Below are 14292 nucleotides of genomic sequence, written 5' to 3'. Positions count from 1 at the left end.
ATTGCGCACTCGCAGGGCAGGCGCGCGGCGCACTGGTCGGCACGCGCTTTGATTTCGACGTGCTGGAGCAGGGCGACAATGCCCGCGAAAGCAACGGCACGCGCGTTCACGATCAGAAGATCGCAACCCCGCTCGGCGCGCGCTGGATCGCCTGGCGCGAGGGTTATGTCCGCCTCGATGCCGGCCAGCCGGCCGAGTTGCAGAGCGTGGGGCGCGACGTCACCGACCGCACCGAGACCGAGCGCGCGCTGTCCGACGCCCGCGACCAGGCCGATGCCGCCAACCGCGCCAAGTCGCGCTTCCTCGCGATGGCCTCGCACGAGATCCGCACTCCGCTCAACGGCATCATCGGCATGGGCGGCCTCTTGCTCGACACCACGCTGACGCCGGAGCAGGCGACCTACGCGAAGGCCGTGAAAACCTCGGGCGAAGCGCTGATGGCGCTGATCGAGGAGATGCTCGATTATTCCAAGATCGAGGCCGGCAAGCTCGACCTCGAGCAACGCCCCTTCGCGCTCTCGACCCTGATCGAGGAGATCACCGAGCTGCTCGCGCCGCGCGCGCAGGCGAAGACGCTCGAGATCGCCGCCTATGTCGACGAGCGCCTGCCGCTCGAGGTGGTCGGCGACGCCGCGCGGCTGCGCCAGGTGCTGCTCAACCTCGCCGGCAACGCCATCAAGTTCACCGCGAGCGGCGGCGTGGCCCTGATCGTCGAGCCCGGCATCTGGCCGAACGAGATCAGCTTCCTCGTCCGCGACACCGGCATCGGCATCGCAACCGAAGCGCAGCAACGCATCTTCCGCGAGTTCGAGCAGGCCGACCAGCGCGTCGCCCGCACCTATGGCGGCACCGGGCTCGGCCTTGCCATCAGCGAACGCATCGTCAAGCGCATGGGCGGCCGGATCACTCTCACGAGCGAACCGGGCAGGGGCTCGACCTTCGAGGTCGCGGTGCCGCTCGCGCCATCGCAAGGAGGCGCGGGGCAGACCGCGTTCCCGAGTCCCAACCTCACGGGCAAGTCGATCCTGCTGATTGCCGAGGGCATCGAGGCTTCGCTGATCGCACGGCGCCTGGAGCGCTGGGGCGGCCAGACATGCCTCGTGACCGACGCCACTGTCGCGGAAGCGCTGTTGCCGGAGCGCTCCTGGCAGGCGGTCCTGGTCGATCGCGCGATCGGCCCTGCAATTGCCGACCGGCTGGGCGAAGTGGCCCGCGCCCATGCGCCGCAACGGCTGGTGCTGCTGACGTCGAGCTCGCGCCATGAAAAGCTGTCGGCGGCCTTCACCGGCTTTCTGGTGAAGCCGCTGCGCGCAGCCTCGCTCGCCGCACGCCTCGCGCTGACCCCGGAGGTCGCATCGCCCGAGCTTGCGCCGGAGCCCCCGGTCGAATCCACGAGTGCGGCACCGGCAAAGGGACTCTCGGTCCTCGTCGCCGAGGACAACGAGATCAACGCGCTGTTGATGCGCTCGCTGCTGACCAAGCTCGGCCACCGCGTCGTCATCGCCGTCCATGGCGAGGCCGCGCTGGAATCCTGGCTCGCTGCCAGCTCGGCCGGCACGCCCTATGATCTCGTGCTGATGGACATCCAGATGCCGCAGCTCGACGGCATCGAAGCGACAAAACGCATCCGCGCCCACGAGGCCGCCACCGGCGGTCGTCACACGCCGATCCTCGCACTCACCGCCAACACGCTGGTGGAGGATCGCTACGCCTGCTTCGAGGCCGGCATGAACGGGTTTTTGATCAAGCCGCTCGACCGCGAGAAGCTGGACGAAGCGCTGGCGGGACTGGCCGCGTCACGGCATCTGGCGGTCTGATCCAGAATTTCACGGGAACCTCATCTCGGCCACAATCGATAATTGAAATCGACCGCGTTGCGCGTCACCATCCTCGGGGGGCATTTGCGATGGAGGATTTCGAGCATGAACTTGCTTTGCCGCCTCGCAGTCGTTGTCCTTTTCGCTGGACTCTCCGGATCCGCCGCAGGCGATACGCCGGAGCTGATCTCATCGCTCAAGCAAGGCGGCTACGTCGTGGTCTTTCGGCACACCGCCACCGATGACAGCCAAAAGGACGTCTATCCCTTCAAGTTCGACGACATGAGCGCCCAACGTCAGCTCAGTGAAAAGGGCAGGGATACGGCGCGCCAGATCGGGACGGCGATCAAGGAGCTCGCGATCCCGATCGGCGATGTCTACACCAGCCGGCTGAACCGCGCGATCGAGGCCGGCAAGCTGATCTCCGGCCGCGAGGTCAAGCCGGTCGATGCGTTGACGGACAGCAGCAACGCCAGCGCGTCGGGAATGGCAAACCCGACCGGTACAAATGCAAAGGCCGGACAGGCCGTGCGTCAGCTCGTCGATGCGCCTCCGAAGGCGGGTACCAACGTCTTCCTGATCACCCACAAGACGAACATCGCCGATGCCTTTGGCAAGGACGCCGGCGACGTCCAGGAAGGCGAAGCTTTCGTTTACCGGGCCAGCGACTCCGGCCCTGCCACCTTTGCGGGACGCATCAAGTCTGCGGATTGGATCGCCAAGGCCGGCAAGTGACGTTAGAGCAAAGCCTGCCATCCGCGGGCGCAACTACAACCGCCGCAGCGCCACGCTCTCGACCACGTGGTCGGGGCCCTTCTTCRGGATCAGCGTCGCGCGGGGGCGGGTCGGCAGGATGTTGTCCTCGAGATTGGCGAGGTTGGTGCGTTCCCAGATCGCGATCGCGGTGGCGGTGGCTTCCTCGTCGGACAACAGCGCGTAGCGGTTGAAGTAGGATTTGGGATTGGTGAACGCGGTGTCGCGCAGCGCCAGGAAGCGCTTGATGTACCAGCGCCGCAGCGCCGCTTCGTCGGCATCGATGTAGACCGAGAAATCGAAGAAGTCGGAGACGACGGGCACCGCCTTGCCGTCGCGCGGCAGCTTGCCGGTTTGCAGCACGTTGACGCCCTCGACGATCAAAATGTCGGGCTGGTCGATCTCCACCCACTGGTTCGGCACGATGTCGTAGGTCAGATGCGAATAGACCGGCGCGCGGACATGGCGGCGGCCGGCCTTGATGTCGGAGAGGAAGCCGAGCAGCAGCGGCAGGTCGTAGCTCTCCGGAAAACCCTTCTTCTGCATGATGCCCTGCCGGTCGAGCACGGCATTCGGGTACAGAAAACCGTCGGTCGTAATCAGGTCCACCTTCGGGCGCGGCGACCAGCGCGCCAGCAGCGCCTGGAGCACGCGGGCGGTGGTGGATTTTCCGACCGCGACCGAACCGGCGACGCCGATGATGTAGGGCATCTTGCGGTCGCGGATGTTGAGGAACTGGCGCTCCGCGTAATACAGGCGCTGCATCGCATCGACATAGATCGACAGCAGGCGCGACAGCGGCAGGTAGATGTCCTCGACCTCCTGCAAGTCGAGGCGATCGTGCAGCGAGCGCAGCCGGTCGAACTCGCCCGGCTCCAGCGTCATCGGCGTGTCGTCGCGCAACCGCGCCCATTGCTCGCGCGTATAGACGCGGTACGGATTATACTGCTGCTCGGGTGCGCGGATATCCATGACGCCGCCTTTCCGTTGCGACTTACTCACTCTTTACGCGAAGCTTTTTCTTCCAACCCTGACATCGAGGTTCGCTTGCCGAGCGCAGCCTCGACCTCTTCCAGCTTTATGCCGCGTGCCTTCAAAAGCACAAGGAAATGATAGAGTAGATCGGCACCCTCGGCGATCAGATGCGCGCGATCGTTTTCGACTGCTGCGATTACGGTTTCGACTGCTTCCTCACCGAACTTCTTGGCGCAATGCTCGGCGCCCTTGTCCAGAAGCTTGCGGGTATAGGAACCCTCGCCGCCGGCCGCCGCGCGGGCGTCGATGGTCTCGGCCAGATCGTGGATCGTGAAACGCGGCATCGGAATTACTCGAAAAACACACTTGGCAGCACACTTGTCACGGCGGCCATTCCCGCCAGCCTGTGTAGCATTTTCAGGAGCGGGAGTCGTCAGGCATCCAGGCGCATGGGCAGGCCGCGCCGGGCCATGTGCTCCTTGGCCTCGCGGATGGTGAATTCCCCGAAATGGAAGATCGAGGCCGCCAGCACCGCCGTGGCGTGCCCGTCGCGGATACCGTCGACGAGGTGGTCGAGATTGCCGACGCCGCCCGAGGCGATCACGGGAACGGGAATGCTGTCGGCGATCGCCCGGGTCAGCGGGATGTCGAACCCCTGCCTCGTGCCGTCGCGGTCCATCGAGGTCAGCAGGATTTCACCGGCGCCGAGCGAGACCACTTCCTGGGCATATTCGACGGCGTCGATGCCGGTCGAGTTGCGGCCGCCATGGGTGAAGATCTCCCAGCGGTCGCCGCCCGGGCGCTTGACCCGCTTGGCGTCGATCGCGACCACCACGCACTGCTCGCCGAATTTTTCGGCGGCTTCCTTGACGAACTCGCGCCGCGACACCGCGGCGCTGTTGATCGAGACCTTGTCCGCGCCAGCGCGCAGCAATGTCTTGATATCGTCAACCTCGCGCACGCCGCCGCCGACGGTCACAGGCATGAAGCAGGCCTCCGCCGTGCGCCGGACCACGTCGAGCATGATGCCGCGATTCTCATGGGTCGCGGTGATGTCGAGGAACGTGAGCTCGTCGGCGCCGGCGGCGTCATAGGCGATCGCGGCTTCGACGGGATCACCGGCATCGCGCAGATCGACGAAATTGACGCCCTTGACGACGCGGCCGTCCTTGACGTCGAGGCAGGGGATCACGCGCACCTTGAACATGTGTCGGCTCCTAGGCGCGCGCGTTGCGGATCAGGGTGAGGGCGGAAGCGGGGTCGAGCCGGCCATCGTAAAGTGCGCGGCCAGCGATCGCGCCGGCGAGCCTCGATGCGCGCGGCGTCAGCATCGCCTTGACATCCTCGATCGAGGCGAGACCGCCGGAGGCGATCACGGGGATCGAGATGGCGTCGGCCAGCGCAATGGTCGCATCCAGGTTCAGGCCCTTGAGCAGGCCGTCGCGCGCGATATCGGTGAAGATGATGGCGGCGACGCCGGCATCCTCGAAGCGCTGCGCGATCTCCAGCACCGTCACCTGCGAGGTCTCGGCCCAGCCTTCGACCGCGACCTTGCCGTCGCGGGCGTCCAACCCGACCGCGACGCGGCCGGGGAATTTCCTGGCTGCAGCTTTCACCAGTTCAGGATCGCGCACCGCGGCGGTGCCGATGATGACGCGGGTGATGCCCTTTTCGAGCCAGGCTTCGACTGTGGCGAGGTCGCGAATGCCGCCGCCGAGCTGCACCGGGATCCTGATCGTCTTCAGCATCGCCTCGACGGCCTGCGCATTCACCGGCTTGCCGGCAAAGGCACCGTCGAGGTCGACGACGTGGAGATACTCAAAGCCCTGCTCGGCAAAGCTCTGCGCCTGCGCCGCGGGATTGAGGTTGAACACGGTCGCGCGCGCCATGTCGCCTTGCTCGAGGCGCACGCATTGGCCGTTCTTGAGATCAACAGCGGGAAAGAGAATCACGGCTTCCATCGCAAAAAGTTCGAGATCAGGGCGAGACCAAAGCGCTGGCTCTTCTCGGGGTGGAATTGCGTGCCGATCGCGGTGTCCTTGGCGACGATCGCGGTGACAGGCCCGCCGTAATCGGCACGCGCGAGCACGTCCGCCTCATTGGCGGCGTTGAGGTGGTAGGAGTGCACGAAATAGGCGTGCTGGCCCTTGGGGCCGAGCGGCAGCTTGTTCAGCACCGGATGCTCGCGCAGCACGTCGAGCGTGTTCCAGCCCATGTGCGGGATCTTCAGGCTCTCGTCGCGCGGCGTGATCTTCTCGACGTCGCCGCCGATCCAGTTCAGGCCCTGCGTGATGACATGCTCCTTGCCGCGGGTGGCGAACAGCTGCATGCCGACGCAGATGCCGAACATCGGCCGCGCCTTGACGCGCACCGCTTCAGTGATCGCCTCGACCATGCCGTTGACGGCGTCCAGGCCGCGCCGGCAATCGGCGAACGCGCCGACGCCCGGCAGCACCAGGCGATCGGCGCTGTAAGCCTGATCCGGATCGCTGGTGACGAAGACCTTTTGCGGATTCTCCAGGCTGCGCGCGGCGCGCTCGAAGGCTTTCGCGGCGGAATGCAGATTGCCGGAACCGTAATCGATGATGGCGATGCTCATCTTGACCCTCCCGGTTCTGGAAACAATCCAATGATGCCGCCGGCCGGAAGCGGCGGCGGGTTCGAAAATTGCTGGCCCGGCGTGTTGCGGGTCGGCGGCGGGCCGCCGCGATCGACGGCCCATTGATCGTTGACGATGCCGTGCTGCTTCTGGCTCCAGCGCTCGAAGAAGCGGCGCTCGGCGGTGTCCTCGTCGTCGCCGACGACGATATCGAGCAGCCGCCACTTGCCGCGCGACAGCGTCCAGCGGCGCAGGCTGGAGGCCTCAAAACCCATCAGCAGCGCAACGATGATATCGGAGAAGAGGATCGCGCCGCGTCCGATGCCGAGGCTGGACAGTCCGGCATGGAACGCGGCGACGAAGACCAGCCAGCCGATCAGCACCAGCCACAGCCGGTTCCACAGCAGCCAGAACGGGCCGAAAACCATCGCCCAGTAATGGAAGCCGTCGCGCACGAAGACGAACTTGTCGGTCGCGCGCAGATCGGCTCCGGCAGGGAAGGGAGCATGAACTGTGTAGACAGGCATGGTGATGCCCCGTTCTCAAGAATTCAGTGATGCCGCCGGCAGCGTTTGCCACCGAGACGGAGATGTCAGCCGCCGAGCGAGCCCTTGGTGGACGGGATTTCGCCCGCAGCCTTCGGATCGATCGCAACCGCCGCCCGCAGCGCCCGCGCCAGACCCTTGAAGCAGGACTCGGCGATATGATGGCTGTTATCGCCATATAGGGTCTCGACGTGGAGAGTCACGCCGGCGTTCATGGCGAAGGCCTGGAACCACTCGCGCACCAGCTCGGTGTCGAACTCGCCGATCTTGTCGCGGGGGAAGTCGACCTTGAACACCAGGACCGGGCGGCCCGAGATGTCGATCACGACGCGCGACAGCGTCTCGTCCATGGGCATGTGCACGCCGGCATAGCGGGTGATGCCCGCCATGGTGCCGAGCGCCTGCTTGACCGCCTGGCCGAGCGCGATGCCGGTGTCTTCGGTGGTATGGTGATGATCAATGTGCAGGTCGCCGACCGCCTTGACCGTGAGGTCGATGCGGGAATGGCGGGCGAGGAGATCGAGCATATGGTCGAAAAAGCCGATGCCGGTCGCGATATTGGACACGCCGGTGCCATCGAGGTTCACGGTGACCTCGATGTCGGTTTCCTTGGTCTTGCGCTTGATCGTCGCGGTGCGCATCAAAACTAGCTTTCGCTTCATTTGAGCATGATCTTTGTCGGAAAACCGGTGCCCACTTTTCCGGATCATGCTCGGGGGCCGAAAACGGGGGTCTTTTAACAGCCCCATGACGCCTTCGCTACTGCGGGAACGGCTGGCCGGGCCTCTACTTCTGCCTATGGTGAGCGAAATTGGGCCCGGAGCGGCCCGTTGTGCCCTCGCTCCCGACCGCCTAAATCAGGCCGGACAATGAGGTACTTCATGCAGGATTCCCAGAACAGCTCGCCGGGCTGGCACGGCACCACGATCTTGACAGTCCGCAAGGGCGGCAAGGTGGTGGTCGGCGGCGACGGCCAAGTCTCGATCGGCCAGACCGTGATCAAATCCAATGCCAAGAAGGTTCGCAAGCTCGGCAGGGGCGACGTCATCGGCGGCTTTGCCGGCGCAACCGCCGACGCCTTCACGCTCTTTGAGCGGTTGGAAGCCAAACTCGAGCAATATCCGGGACAATTGACCCGGGCCGCGGTCGAGCTCGCCAAGGACTGGCGCACCGATCGTTACCTGCGGCGGCTGGAGGCCATGATGATCGTGGCCGACAAGGACGTCTCCCTGGTGCTGACAGGCACCGGCGACGTGCTCGAGCCCGAGGCCGGCGTGATGGCGATCGGCTCCGGCGGTAACTATGCACTGGCGGCCGCGCGGGCCCTGCTCGACACCGACAAGGACGCCGAGACCATCGTCCGCCGCTCCCTCGACATCGCCGCCGACATCTGCGTCTACACCAACCGCAATGTGACCATCGAAAGCCTGGCGACCGGCTAGGCCATGACGCCCGCCTACACCTTCCGCCCGATGACCGCGGCTGACCTGCCGCTGATCCGGCGATGGCTGGGCGAGGCGCATGTGCGGGAATGGTGGGGCGATCCGGACGAACAGTTTGCGCTGGTCAGCGGCGACCTCGACGAGCCGGCGATGGACCAGTTCATCGTGTTGGCCGGCGACAAGCCGTTCGGCTATCTTCAGTGCTACCGCCTGACCGCCTGGAATACGGGCTTCGGGCCACAACCGGAGGGCACGCGTGGGATCGATCAGTTCATCGGCGAAAGCGACATGATCGCGCGCGGCCACGGCCCGGCCTTCATCCGCCAATTCGTCGACGCAGAGCTGCGGCAAGGCCTGCCACGCGTCGTCACCGATCCAGACCCGCTCAATCTGCGTGCCCTGCGCGCCTACGAGAAGGCGGGCTTCGTCCGCGACCGCATGGTCGAGACGCCGGACGGGCCGGCACTGTTGATGGTGCGCGAGCCATGACGCTGGCCAGCGCGCACGAAAGCAAAGCCGCGGTGCCAGCATTCGCCTGGGTCGGCATCGCGCTGCTGCTGCTGGCGCTGCAGGCCTCGATCCTGTTCGCGATGGGGCGGGTGCCGATCTGCACCTGCGGCTATGTCAAGCTGTGGCACGGCGTGGTGAACAGCTCGGAAAACTCCCAGCACATCGCCGACTGGTACAGCTTCTCGCACGTGCTGCACGGCTTCCTGTTCTACGGATTGACCTTTCTGCTGTTCGCGCGCCTGCCGTTGCTGCCTCTGTCGTGGCCGGCACGGCTGATCGTCGCCATGCTGATCGAAGGCGCCTGGGAGATCGTCGAGAACTCGCCATTCATCATCGAGCGCTACCGCGCCGGCACGATCTCGCTCGACTATTTTGGCGACAGCATCGTCAATTCGGTGTCGGACACGCTGTTCATGGCGCTGGGGTTCCTTGCCGCGCGCGTGCTGCCTGTCACGGTGACCGTCCTGCTCGGGCTCGCCTTCGAGATCATGCTGGCGCTCCACATTCGCGACAATCTGACGCTGAATATCTTGATGCTGATCCATCCGATCGAGGCCGTGAAGCAATGGCAATCGGGGCCGCCGATCATCTGACCGCCGAAAAAGCGACTTGTCCCGGCCCGCATCTGACCCTAGCTAAGGTCCCATGACAGACTTCTCTCCCCGCGAAATCGTATCCGAACTCGACCGTTTCATCGTCGGCCAGGCCGATGCCAAGCGCGCCGTCTCGATCGCGCTGCGCAATCGCTGGCGCCGGCAGCAGCTCGAAGGCTCCTTGCGCGAGGAGGTGCTGCCGAAGAACATCCTGATGATCGGGCCGACCGGCGTCGGCAAGACGGAAATCGCGCGGCGATTGGCAAAACTCGCCAATGCGCCGTTCCTGAAGGTCGAGGCGACGAAATTCACCGAGGTCGGCTATGTCGGCCGCGACGTCGAGCAGATCGTGCGCGATCTCGTCGAGGTCGCGATCGCCCAGGTGCGCGAGCGCAAACGCAAGGACGTGCAGTCGCGCGCCCAGCTCGCCGCCGAGGAGCGCGTGCTCGACGCGCTGGTCGGCGCCAATTCCAGCGCGGCGACGCGGGAATCCTTCCGCAAGAAGCTGCGTGCGGGCGAACTGAACGACAAGGAAATCGAGATCGAGACGCAGTCCTCCGGCGGCGGCATGCCGATGTTCGAGATTCCGGGCATGCCGGGCGCGCAGATGGGCGCGATCTCGATCGGCGACATCTTCGGCAAGCTGGGCGGCCGCAGCAAGACGCGACGGCTGACGGTGGAAAGCTCGCACGAGATCCTCGTCAACGAGGAATCCGACAAGCTGCTGGACTCCGAGCAGCTCACGCTGGAGGCGATCAGTGCTGTCGAGAACAACGGCATCGTGTTCCTGGACGAGATCGACAAGATCTGCGCCCGCGACGGCCGCGTCGGCGGCGACGTCTCGCGCGAGGGCGTGCAGCGCGACCTGCTGCCGCTGATCGAGGGCACCACGGTCTCGACCAAGCACGGCGCGGTGAAGACCGACCACATCCTGTTCATCGCCTCGGGTGCCTTCCACGTCGCCAAGCCGTCGGACCTGTTGCCGGAATTGCAGGGCCGCCTGCCGATCCGCGTCGAATTGCAGGCGCTGACCCGCGACGACATGCGCCGCATCCTGACCGAGCCCGAGGCCTCGCTGATCAAGCAATATGTCGCCTTGATGCAGACCGAGGGCGTCACGCTCGACATCACCGACAGCGCCATCGACGCGCTCGCCGACGTCGCGGTCGCCGTCAACTCCACCGTCGAGAACATCGGCGCGCGGCGGCTGCAGACGGTGATGGAGCGGGTGCTGGACGAGATCTCCTTCACCGCCCCCGACCGCGACGGCGAGACCATCCGGGTCGATGCCGATTTCGTGCAGAAACACGTCGGCGACCTCGCCAAGAACGCCGATCTCAGCCGGTTCATTTTGTAATTCCAAAGGTCCGCGCTATTCATTCCGGCGTCGTCTCGGCCTAGTGCGCAATTGCGCACGGGGGCCGGGACCCATAATGACCGGCGGTCCTTGTTGGAAATGATAGCGGCCCCAGCGTTGGCTCAAAACGAACATTCGTGGCTATGGGTCCCGGCCTTCGCCGGGACGACAGCGGAGGTTGACGCGCGTCGGGTGCCGCGTGCCCGCTAGCGTCCTGCAAAACCCCTGGCGCCTGCTGCTCGCGATCAACGCCGCAATCATCGTCGGCGTGTTCGTTCACAAGATCCAGCTGCCGCCTTACGTCCCCTACATCCACCTGCTCGTCGACTATCATTTCGGCTTCATCAAGCGCGCGCTGATCGGGGCGGTCGTCGCGCTGTTCACGGCGAAGGTGCCGGTCTGGCTGGTGTTCGCGCTCGGCGGGGTGACGTGGCTGGTGACGCTGGCGCTGTTCGTAAGGCTGTTTCAAAAAACCTTCGGCTTCACCGCCAGGACGCTGCCGCTGTTCGTCTTCCTCGCGGGCTCGCCGTTCTTCCTGAAGAACTTCATGCACACGCTCGGCCATTTCGACATCTATGGCTGCGCGCTGGCAATCATCCTGCTGCTGATGCCGGCGGGCTCATTGCTGTTCGTCGCGACGGCGGCGCTGTTCTCGATCGTGCTCGTGCTGATCCATCACATCCATCTCTTGATGTACGTGCCGACGATCATCGCCATCGTCGTGATCAGGCACTATCTCGCCCGCGGCTGCAATCGCAGCAACGTCACCTTCGGCACCATCGCCTTTCTCCTCGTCTCCGCGCTGTTCTTCGCGGCACAATTCCTGGGAACGATGCCGATCCCGGAAGCGGATTTCGTCGCGTATCTGAAGACCCGGATGGCCGATCCCTCCCGCACCGACCTCTTGCAATTCAGCTACATCTGGTACCAGCCGCTGGCGAAGGAGATTTCGGACACCTGGGGCCGCCTGCCGCACAACATCCTCGGTTTGCCGGTGTTTGCGCTTCTGATCTGGCTGCACACGCCGCTATGGCGCTATTTTGCGAGCCTGGTCGGCGCGCTCGCAAGCGAGACGCACCGGCGCCTCGTCGTCGCCGCGCTGATCGGCGTCAGCCTCGCTTATCTCGTGATGTTCGCGATGGTGTTCGACTATTCGCGCTGGATCTCGAACTGGGCGGCCTGCATGTTCCTGATCCTGCATGCGGTGAAGATGCTGCCGGCCGCCCGCGAGACTCCGCTGATTCCGGCGGAGGAGCAGAACACAAACATCTTCGGCCTGGTCATCACGCTGATCCCGCGCGTCGGAATCGTGCGGCCGTTCTAGAATCTCGCCCGCCTGATCCGCACGTAAAGCGCGCCCTCGCCGCCATGGCCGATATGCGCCGTCTCGAAGCCGACCACGAAGGCACGGAATTCCGGCAGGCTCAGCCATTCCGGCACCTGGCGACGCAGCACGCCGCTTTCGCCGCCGCTCCGGCCCTTGCCGGTGATCACGAGCACGAAGGTCAGGCCGTCGTGATGGGCGCGGTGCAGGAAACCAGTGAGGGCGCGATGGGCGCGCGTCTGGGTCATGCCGTGCAGATCGAGCCGCGCCTCAATCTCGCTGCGGCCACGCGACAGCTTTGTGCGCTCGCGTTTGCCGAGCGGCGCCAGAGGCGGGACGGACGGCTTGACGGCACGCGGCGCCGGTGCCGCAGCAACCGGACGCGGCGATGGTGCTGGCCGCGTAGCCGGCGCGGCGGGTGATAGCTCGGCCCGCGGCACAGTCTGCGCCTTCGGCGCACGTTGTTTCCGCAGCGGCTTGACCTGTTTTGCGACCGTATCCCACAGCGCGCGCTCATCCTCGCTCAGCGCGCGGCGGCGCGGCGAGGGGCGAGGCTCCAGTACGGGCGGACGGGACGATCGCTTCATTGCTGCCGATGGGAACGATTCTTCACCGGCCGCCGCGGCTCTTGAACGGGCTCTATCACGGGACGCGGCACCGGCAACGGGACAGGGCTGGCGACAGCGACCGTCTCACCTTTGCCTGGCGCCTCGGCTGCGGCCGGAGCCGCCGGCTTGGCCTGATCCCTAGCAGGTTCGGTTTGCGGAAACAGCTTTGCGATCTTCGCCGAGGGCCGCGGGTCCGGCACCGGCAGCCGCGCGGCGCGCGCCGTGGGATCGAGGCCCTTCGGCACCAGCATCACGAAGTGCATGGGATGGCGCAGCCGCCCGGAGACGCGGCCGGCATCCGCGCCGGCACCGAAATAGAGATCGGCGCGCGCTGGGCCGATGATGGCCGAGCCGGTGTCCTGCGCGATCATCAGCCGATGGAACGGCGTTTTCGAGCGCTCGGAGTCGATCGGCAGCTCGCCTTCGATGAAGAACGGCGTGCCATAGACATGCAGCGATTTGTCGACCGCGATCGAGCGGCCGGCCGTCAGCGGAATGCCCTGCGCACCCACCGCCTCGTCCTTGTCCGAGAGATTGACCTCGCGGAAGAAGATGTAGGCGCGGTTCTGGCGGCGCAGCTCCTTGGCGCCATCGGGGTTCTGCGCCATCCACTCCCTGATCTTCTGCATCGACATCTCTTCCCTCGGAATGATGCCGCGCTCGATCAGGATGCGCCCGACGGCCGTGTAGGGATAGCCGTTATAGGCGTCATAGTTGAGCCGGAGCGTGGTGCCGTCATCGAATTTGATCCGCGCCGAGCCCTGGATCTGCGCGAACAACAGATCGGTCGGGTCCTTCAGCCAGGCGATCTCCAGCCCGCGGCCGGCGATCTTGCCGTCCTCGATCTCGCCACGGTCGTAATAGGGCACCAGCTTGCGGCGGCCGATCTTGCGATAGACCGGGCCCTTGTTGGGCAGGCTGACCGAATCCTGCTTGTAGCCGCGCACGAACAGGTTCGAGGGCCGGCGATAGACCGGGACATTGTAGACATCGGTCTGCGTCCGCGATCCCTCCAGCACCGGCTCGTAATAGCCGGTGACGAAGCCATCGGGCTCTCCGAGGCGGGAGATGCGCAGCGGCGCAAAGTTCTCCTCGAAGAAGGTTTTCGCCTTGGCGTCGTCGCTCAGCTCGAGCGTCTTGGCGGCCCGGCACGGCTCGCTCAGCGATGCCCCCAGCGCCTTGTATTCGCTCTTGGGCTCGGGAGCGCCGGTCTGCGCGTTGATCGAGCGGCAGCTCGCGCGAAATGTCTTGTAGGCCGCGAGATGATCGTCCTCGCTCCAGCCCTTCACGTCGGCCCAGGCCAGCGGCAGGTATTGCGCGCCGGGAATCTCGAACGGCAGGGGGAGCTGCGGATAGGGCAAGGCCCGCGGCGGGGTGGCGGGTAATTCCGGAAGGTGATGATGATGGCTGCGGTAGTGGCGCCGCGCCGCCTCGGCGCCGAGCGAAAACGACGACAGCACGACGACACCCGCGCAAAGCGCCGTCGCGCTGGTCTTCAGGAAGACCTTAATTCGCGCTTCCGGTGCCAACCAGCTTCCAGTTCGGATCGCGAGAGGTGGTGTCGCGGGCGAAAGTCCAGATGTCGGTGATGTCGGCGACCGTATCGGCGCTGCCGTCGACGATGTTGCCGGCCTTGTCGCGGGTGGCCRAGATCATTTGCGAGACGAAGCGGATGGTGAGCTGGGCGGTACGGTCGCGCAGCTCGGCGCCGACGAGTTCGGCCTTGTCGATCGAGACGAAGCGCGTCTCGGTCTTCTGCTCGTTCTTCT

Annotated in this window: 17 protein-coding genes; 7 read left to right on the top strand and 10 right to left on the bottom strand. The window is 65.4% G+C overall.

Features of this window, described 5'->3' with window-relative positions; all coding sequences use genetic code 11:
• A partial coding sequence (locus AC1D00_RS06490; RefSeq protein WP_477010089.1) for an ATP-binding protein occupies positions 1-1817 on the top strand: 1817 nt, incomplete at its 5' end.
• Positions 1818-1922: 105 nt separating this feature from the next.
• Positions 1923-2552, top strand: a complete 630-nt coding sequence (locus AC1D00_RS06485; protein ID WP_167771514.1) for a histidine phosphatase family protein — start codon at positions 1923-1925, stop codon at positions 2550-2552.
• A gap of 33 nt (positions 2553-2585) precedes the next feature.
• On the opposite strand, the gene coaA is transcribed toward AC1D00_RS06485, so the two are convergent.
• The 7 genes from coaA to hisB form a co-directional block, all read right to left on the bottom strand.
• Entirely contained in the window at positions 2586-3542 is a 957-nt protein-coding gene (coaA, locus tag AC1D00_RS06480; RefSeq protein ID WP_477010088.1) for a type I pantothenate kinase, read from the bottom strand.
• Positions 3543-3568: 26 nt separating this feature from the next.
• Positions 3569-3889, bottom strand: coding sequence for a phosphoribosyl-ATP diphosphatase (locus AC1D00_RS06475; RefSeq protein WP_011083482.1), 321 nt, complete (start codon positions 3887-3889; stop codon positions 3569-3571).
• Between the two features lie 89 nt (positions 3890-3978).
• Complete coding sequence (hisF, locus tag AC1D00_RS06470) at positions 3979-4752, bottom strand: imidazole glycerol phosphate synthase subunit HisF (RefSeq protein WP_135178654.1); 774 nt, start codon at positions 4750-4752, stop codon at positions 3979-3981.
• 10 nt (positions 4753-4762) lie between these two features.
• Entirely contained in the window at positions 4763-5497 is a 735-nt protein-coding gene (gene hisA / locus AC1D00_RS06465) for a 1-(5-phosphoribosyl)-5-[(5-phosphoribosylamino)methylideneamino]imidazole-4-carboxamide isomerase (protein WP_477010090.1), read from the bottom strand.
• Complete coding sequence (gene hisH / locus AC1D00_RS06460; RefSeq protein WP_027543775.1) at positions 5494-6144, bottom strand: imidazole glycerol phosphate synthase subunit HisH; 651 nt, start codon at positions 6142-6144, stop codon at positions 5494-5496. The genes hisA and hisH overlap by 4 nt, the downstream gene beginning before the upstream one ends.
• A complete protein-coding gene (locus AC1D00_RS06455; RefSeq protein WP_135178651.1) occupies positions 6141-6671 on the bottom strand; it encodes a DUF2628 domain-containing protein in 531 nt (176 codons plus the stop codon). The genes hisH and AC1D00_RS06455 overlap by 4 nt, the downstream gene beginning before the upstream one ends.
• A gap of 65 nt (positions 6672-6736) precedes the next feature.
• A complete protein-coding gene (gene hisB / locus AC1D00_RS06450; RefSeq protein ID WP_027543777.1) occupies positions 6737-7330 on the bottom strand; it encodes an imidazoleglycerol-phosphate dehydratase HisB in 594 nt (197 codons plus the stop codon).
• Positions 7331-7570: 240 nt separating this feature from the next.
• On the opposite strand from hisB, the gene hslV reads away from it, so the two are divergent.
• The 5 genes from hslV (at position 7571) to AC1D00_RS06425 (ending at position 11915) form a co-directional block, all read left to right on the top strand.
• Positions 7571-8131, top strand: a complete 561-nt coding sequence (gene hslV / locus AC1D00_RS06445) for an ATP-dependent protease subunit HslV (RefSeq protein WP_027543778.1) — start codon at positions 7571-7573, stop codon at positions 8129-8131.
• 3 nt (positions 8132-8134) lie between these two features.
• Positions 8135-8620, top strand: coding sequence for a GNAT family N-acetyltransferase (locus AC1D00_RS06440; RefSeq protein ID WP_477010087.1), 486 nt, complete (start codon positions 8135-8137; stop codon positions 8618-8620).
• Complete coding sequence (locus tag AC1D00_RS06435; protein ID WP_404551632.1) at positions 8617-9234, top strand: DUF2585 domain-containing protein; 618 nt, start codon at positions 8617-8619, stop codon at positions 9232-9234. Before AC1D00_RS06440 ends, AC1D00_RS06435 begins: the two co-directional genes overlap by 4 nt.
• 52 nt (positions 9235-9286) lie before the next feature.
• On the top strand, positions 9287-10591 hold the full coding sequence (hslU, locus tag AC1D00_RS06430) for an ATP-dependent protease ATPase subunit HslU (RefSeq protein WP_477010086.1): 1305 nt from the start codon (positions 9287-9289) through the stop codon (positions 10589-10591).
• A 199-nt stretch (positions 10592-10790) separates the two neighbouring features.
• The gene (locus AC1D00_RS06425; RefSeq protein WP_477010085.1) at positions 10791-11915 is read left to right on the top strand and encodes a hypothetical protein; all 1125 of its coding nucleotides are present in this window, start codon (positions 10791-10793) and stop codon (positions 11913-11915) included.
• Here AC1D00_RS06425 and AC1D00_RS06420 read toward each other — a convergent pair.
• The 3 genes from AC1D00_RS06420 to AC1D00_RS06410 all read right to left on the bottom strand — a co-directional run.
• The gene (locus AC1D00_RS06420) at positions 11912-12502 is read right to left on the bottom strand and encodes a Smr/MutS family protein (RefSeq protein ID WP_477010084.1); all 591 of its coding nucleotides are present in this window, start codon (positions 12500-12502) and stop codon (positions 11912-11914) included. The two genes, AC1D00_RS06425 and AC1D00_RS06420, sit on opposite strands and share 4 nt — an antisense overlap.
• The gene (mltA, locus tag AC1D00_RS06415) at positions 12499-14052 is read right to left on the bottom strand and encodes a murein transglycosylase A (RefSeq protein ID WP_477010083.1); all 1554 of its coding nucleotides are present in this window, start codon (positions 14050-14052) and stop codon (positions 12499-12501) included. The genes AC1D00_RS06420 and mltA overlap by 4 nt, the downstream gene beginning before the upstream one ends.
• On the bottom strand, positions 14030-14292 hold a 263-nt coding region (locus AC1D00_RS06410), incomplete at its 5' end, for a Tim44/TimA family putative adaptor protein (protein WP_477010082.1). The genes AC1D00_RS06410 and mltA, both read right to left, overlap by 23 nt.

The sequence above is a fragment of the Bradyrhizobium sp. P2_E8 genome, from assembly GCF_056403875.1.
Note: the sequence above shows the minus strand (reverse complement) of the source record. Positions and strands in the feature narration are given on the sequence as shown.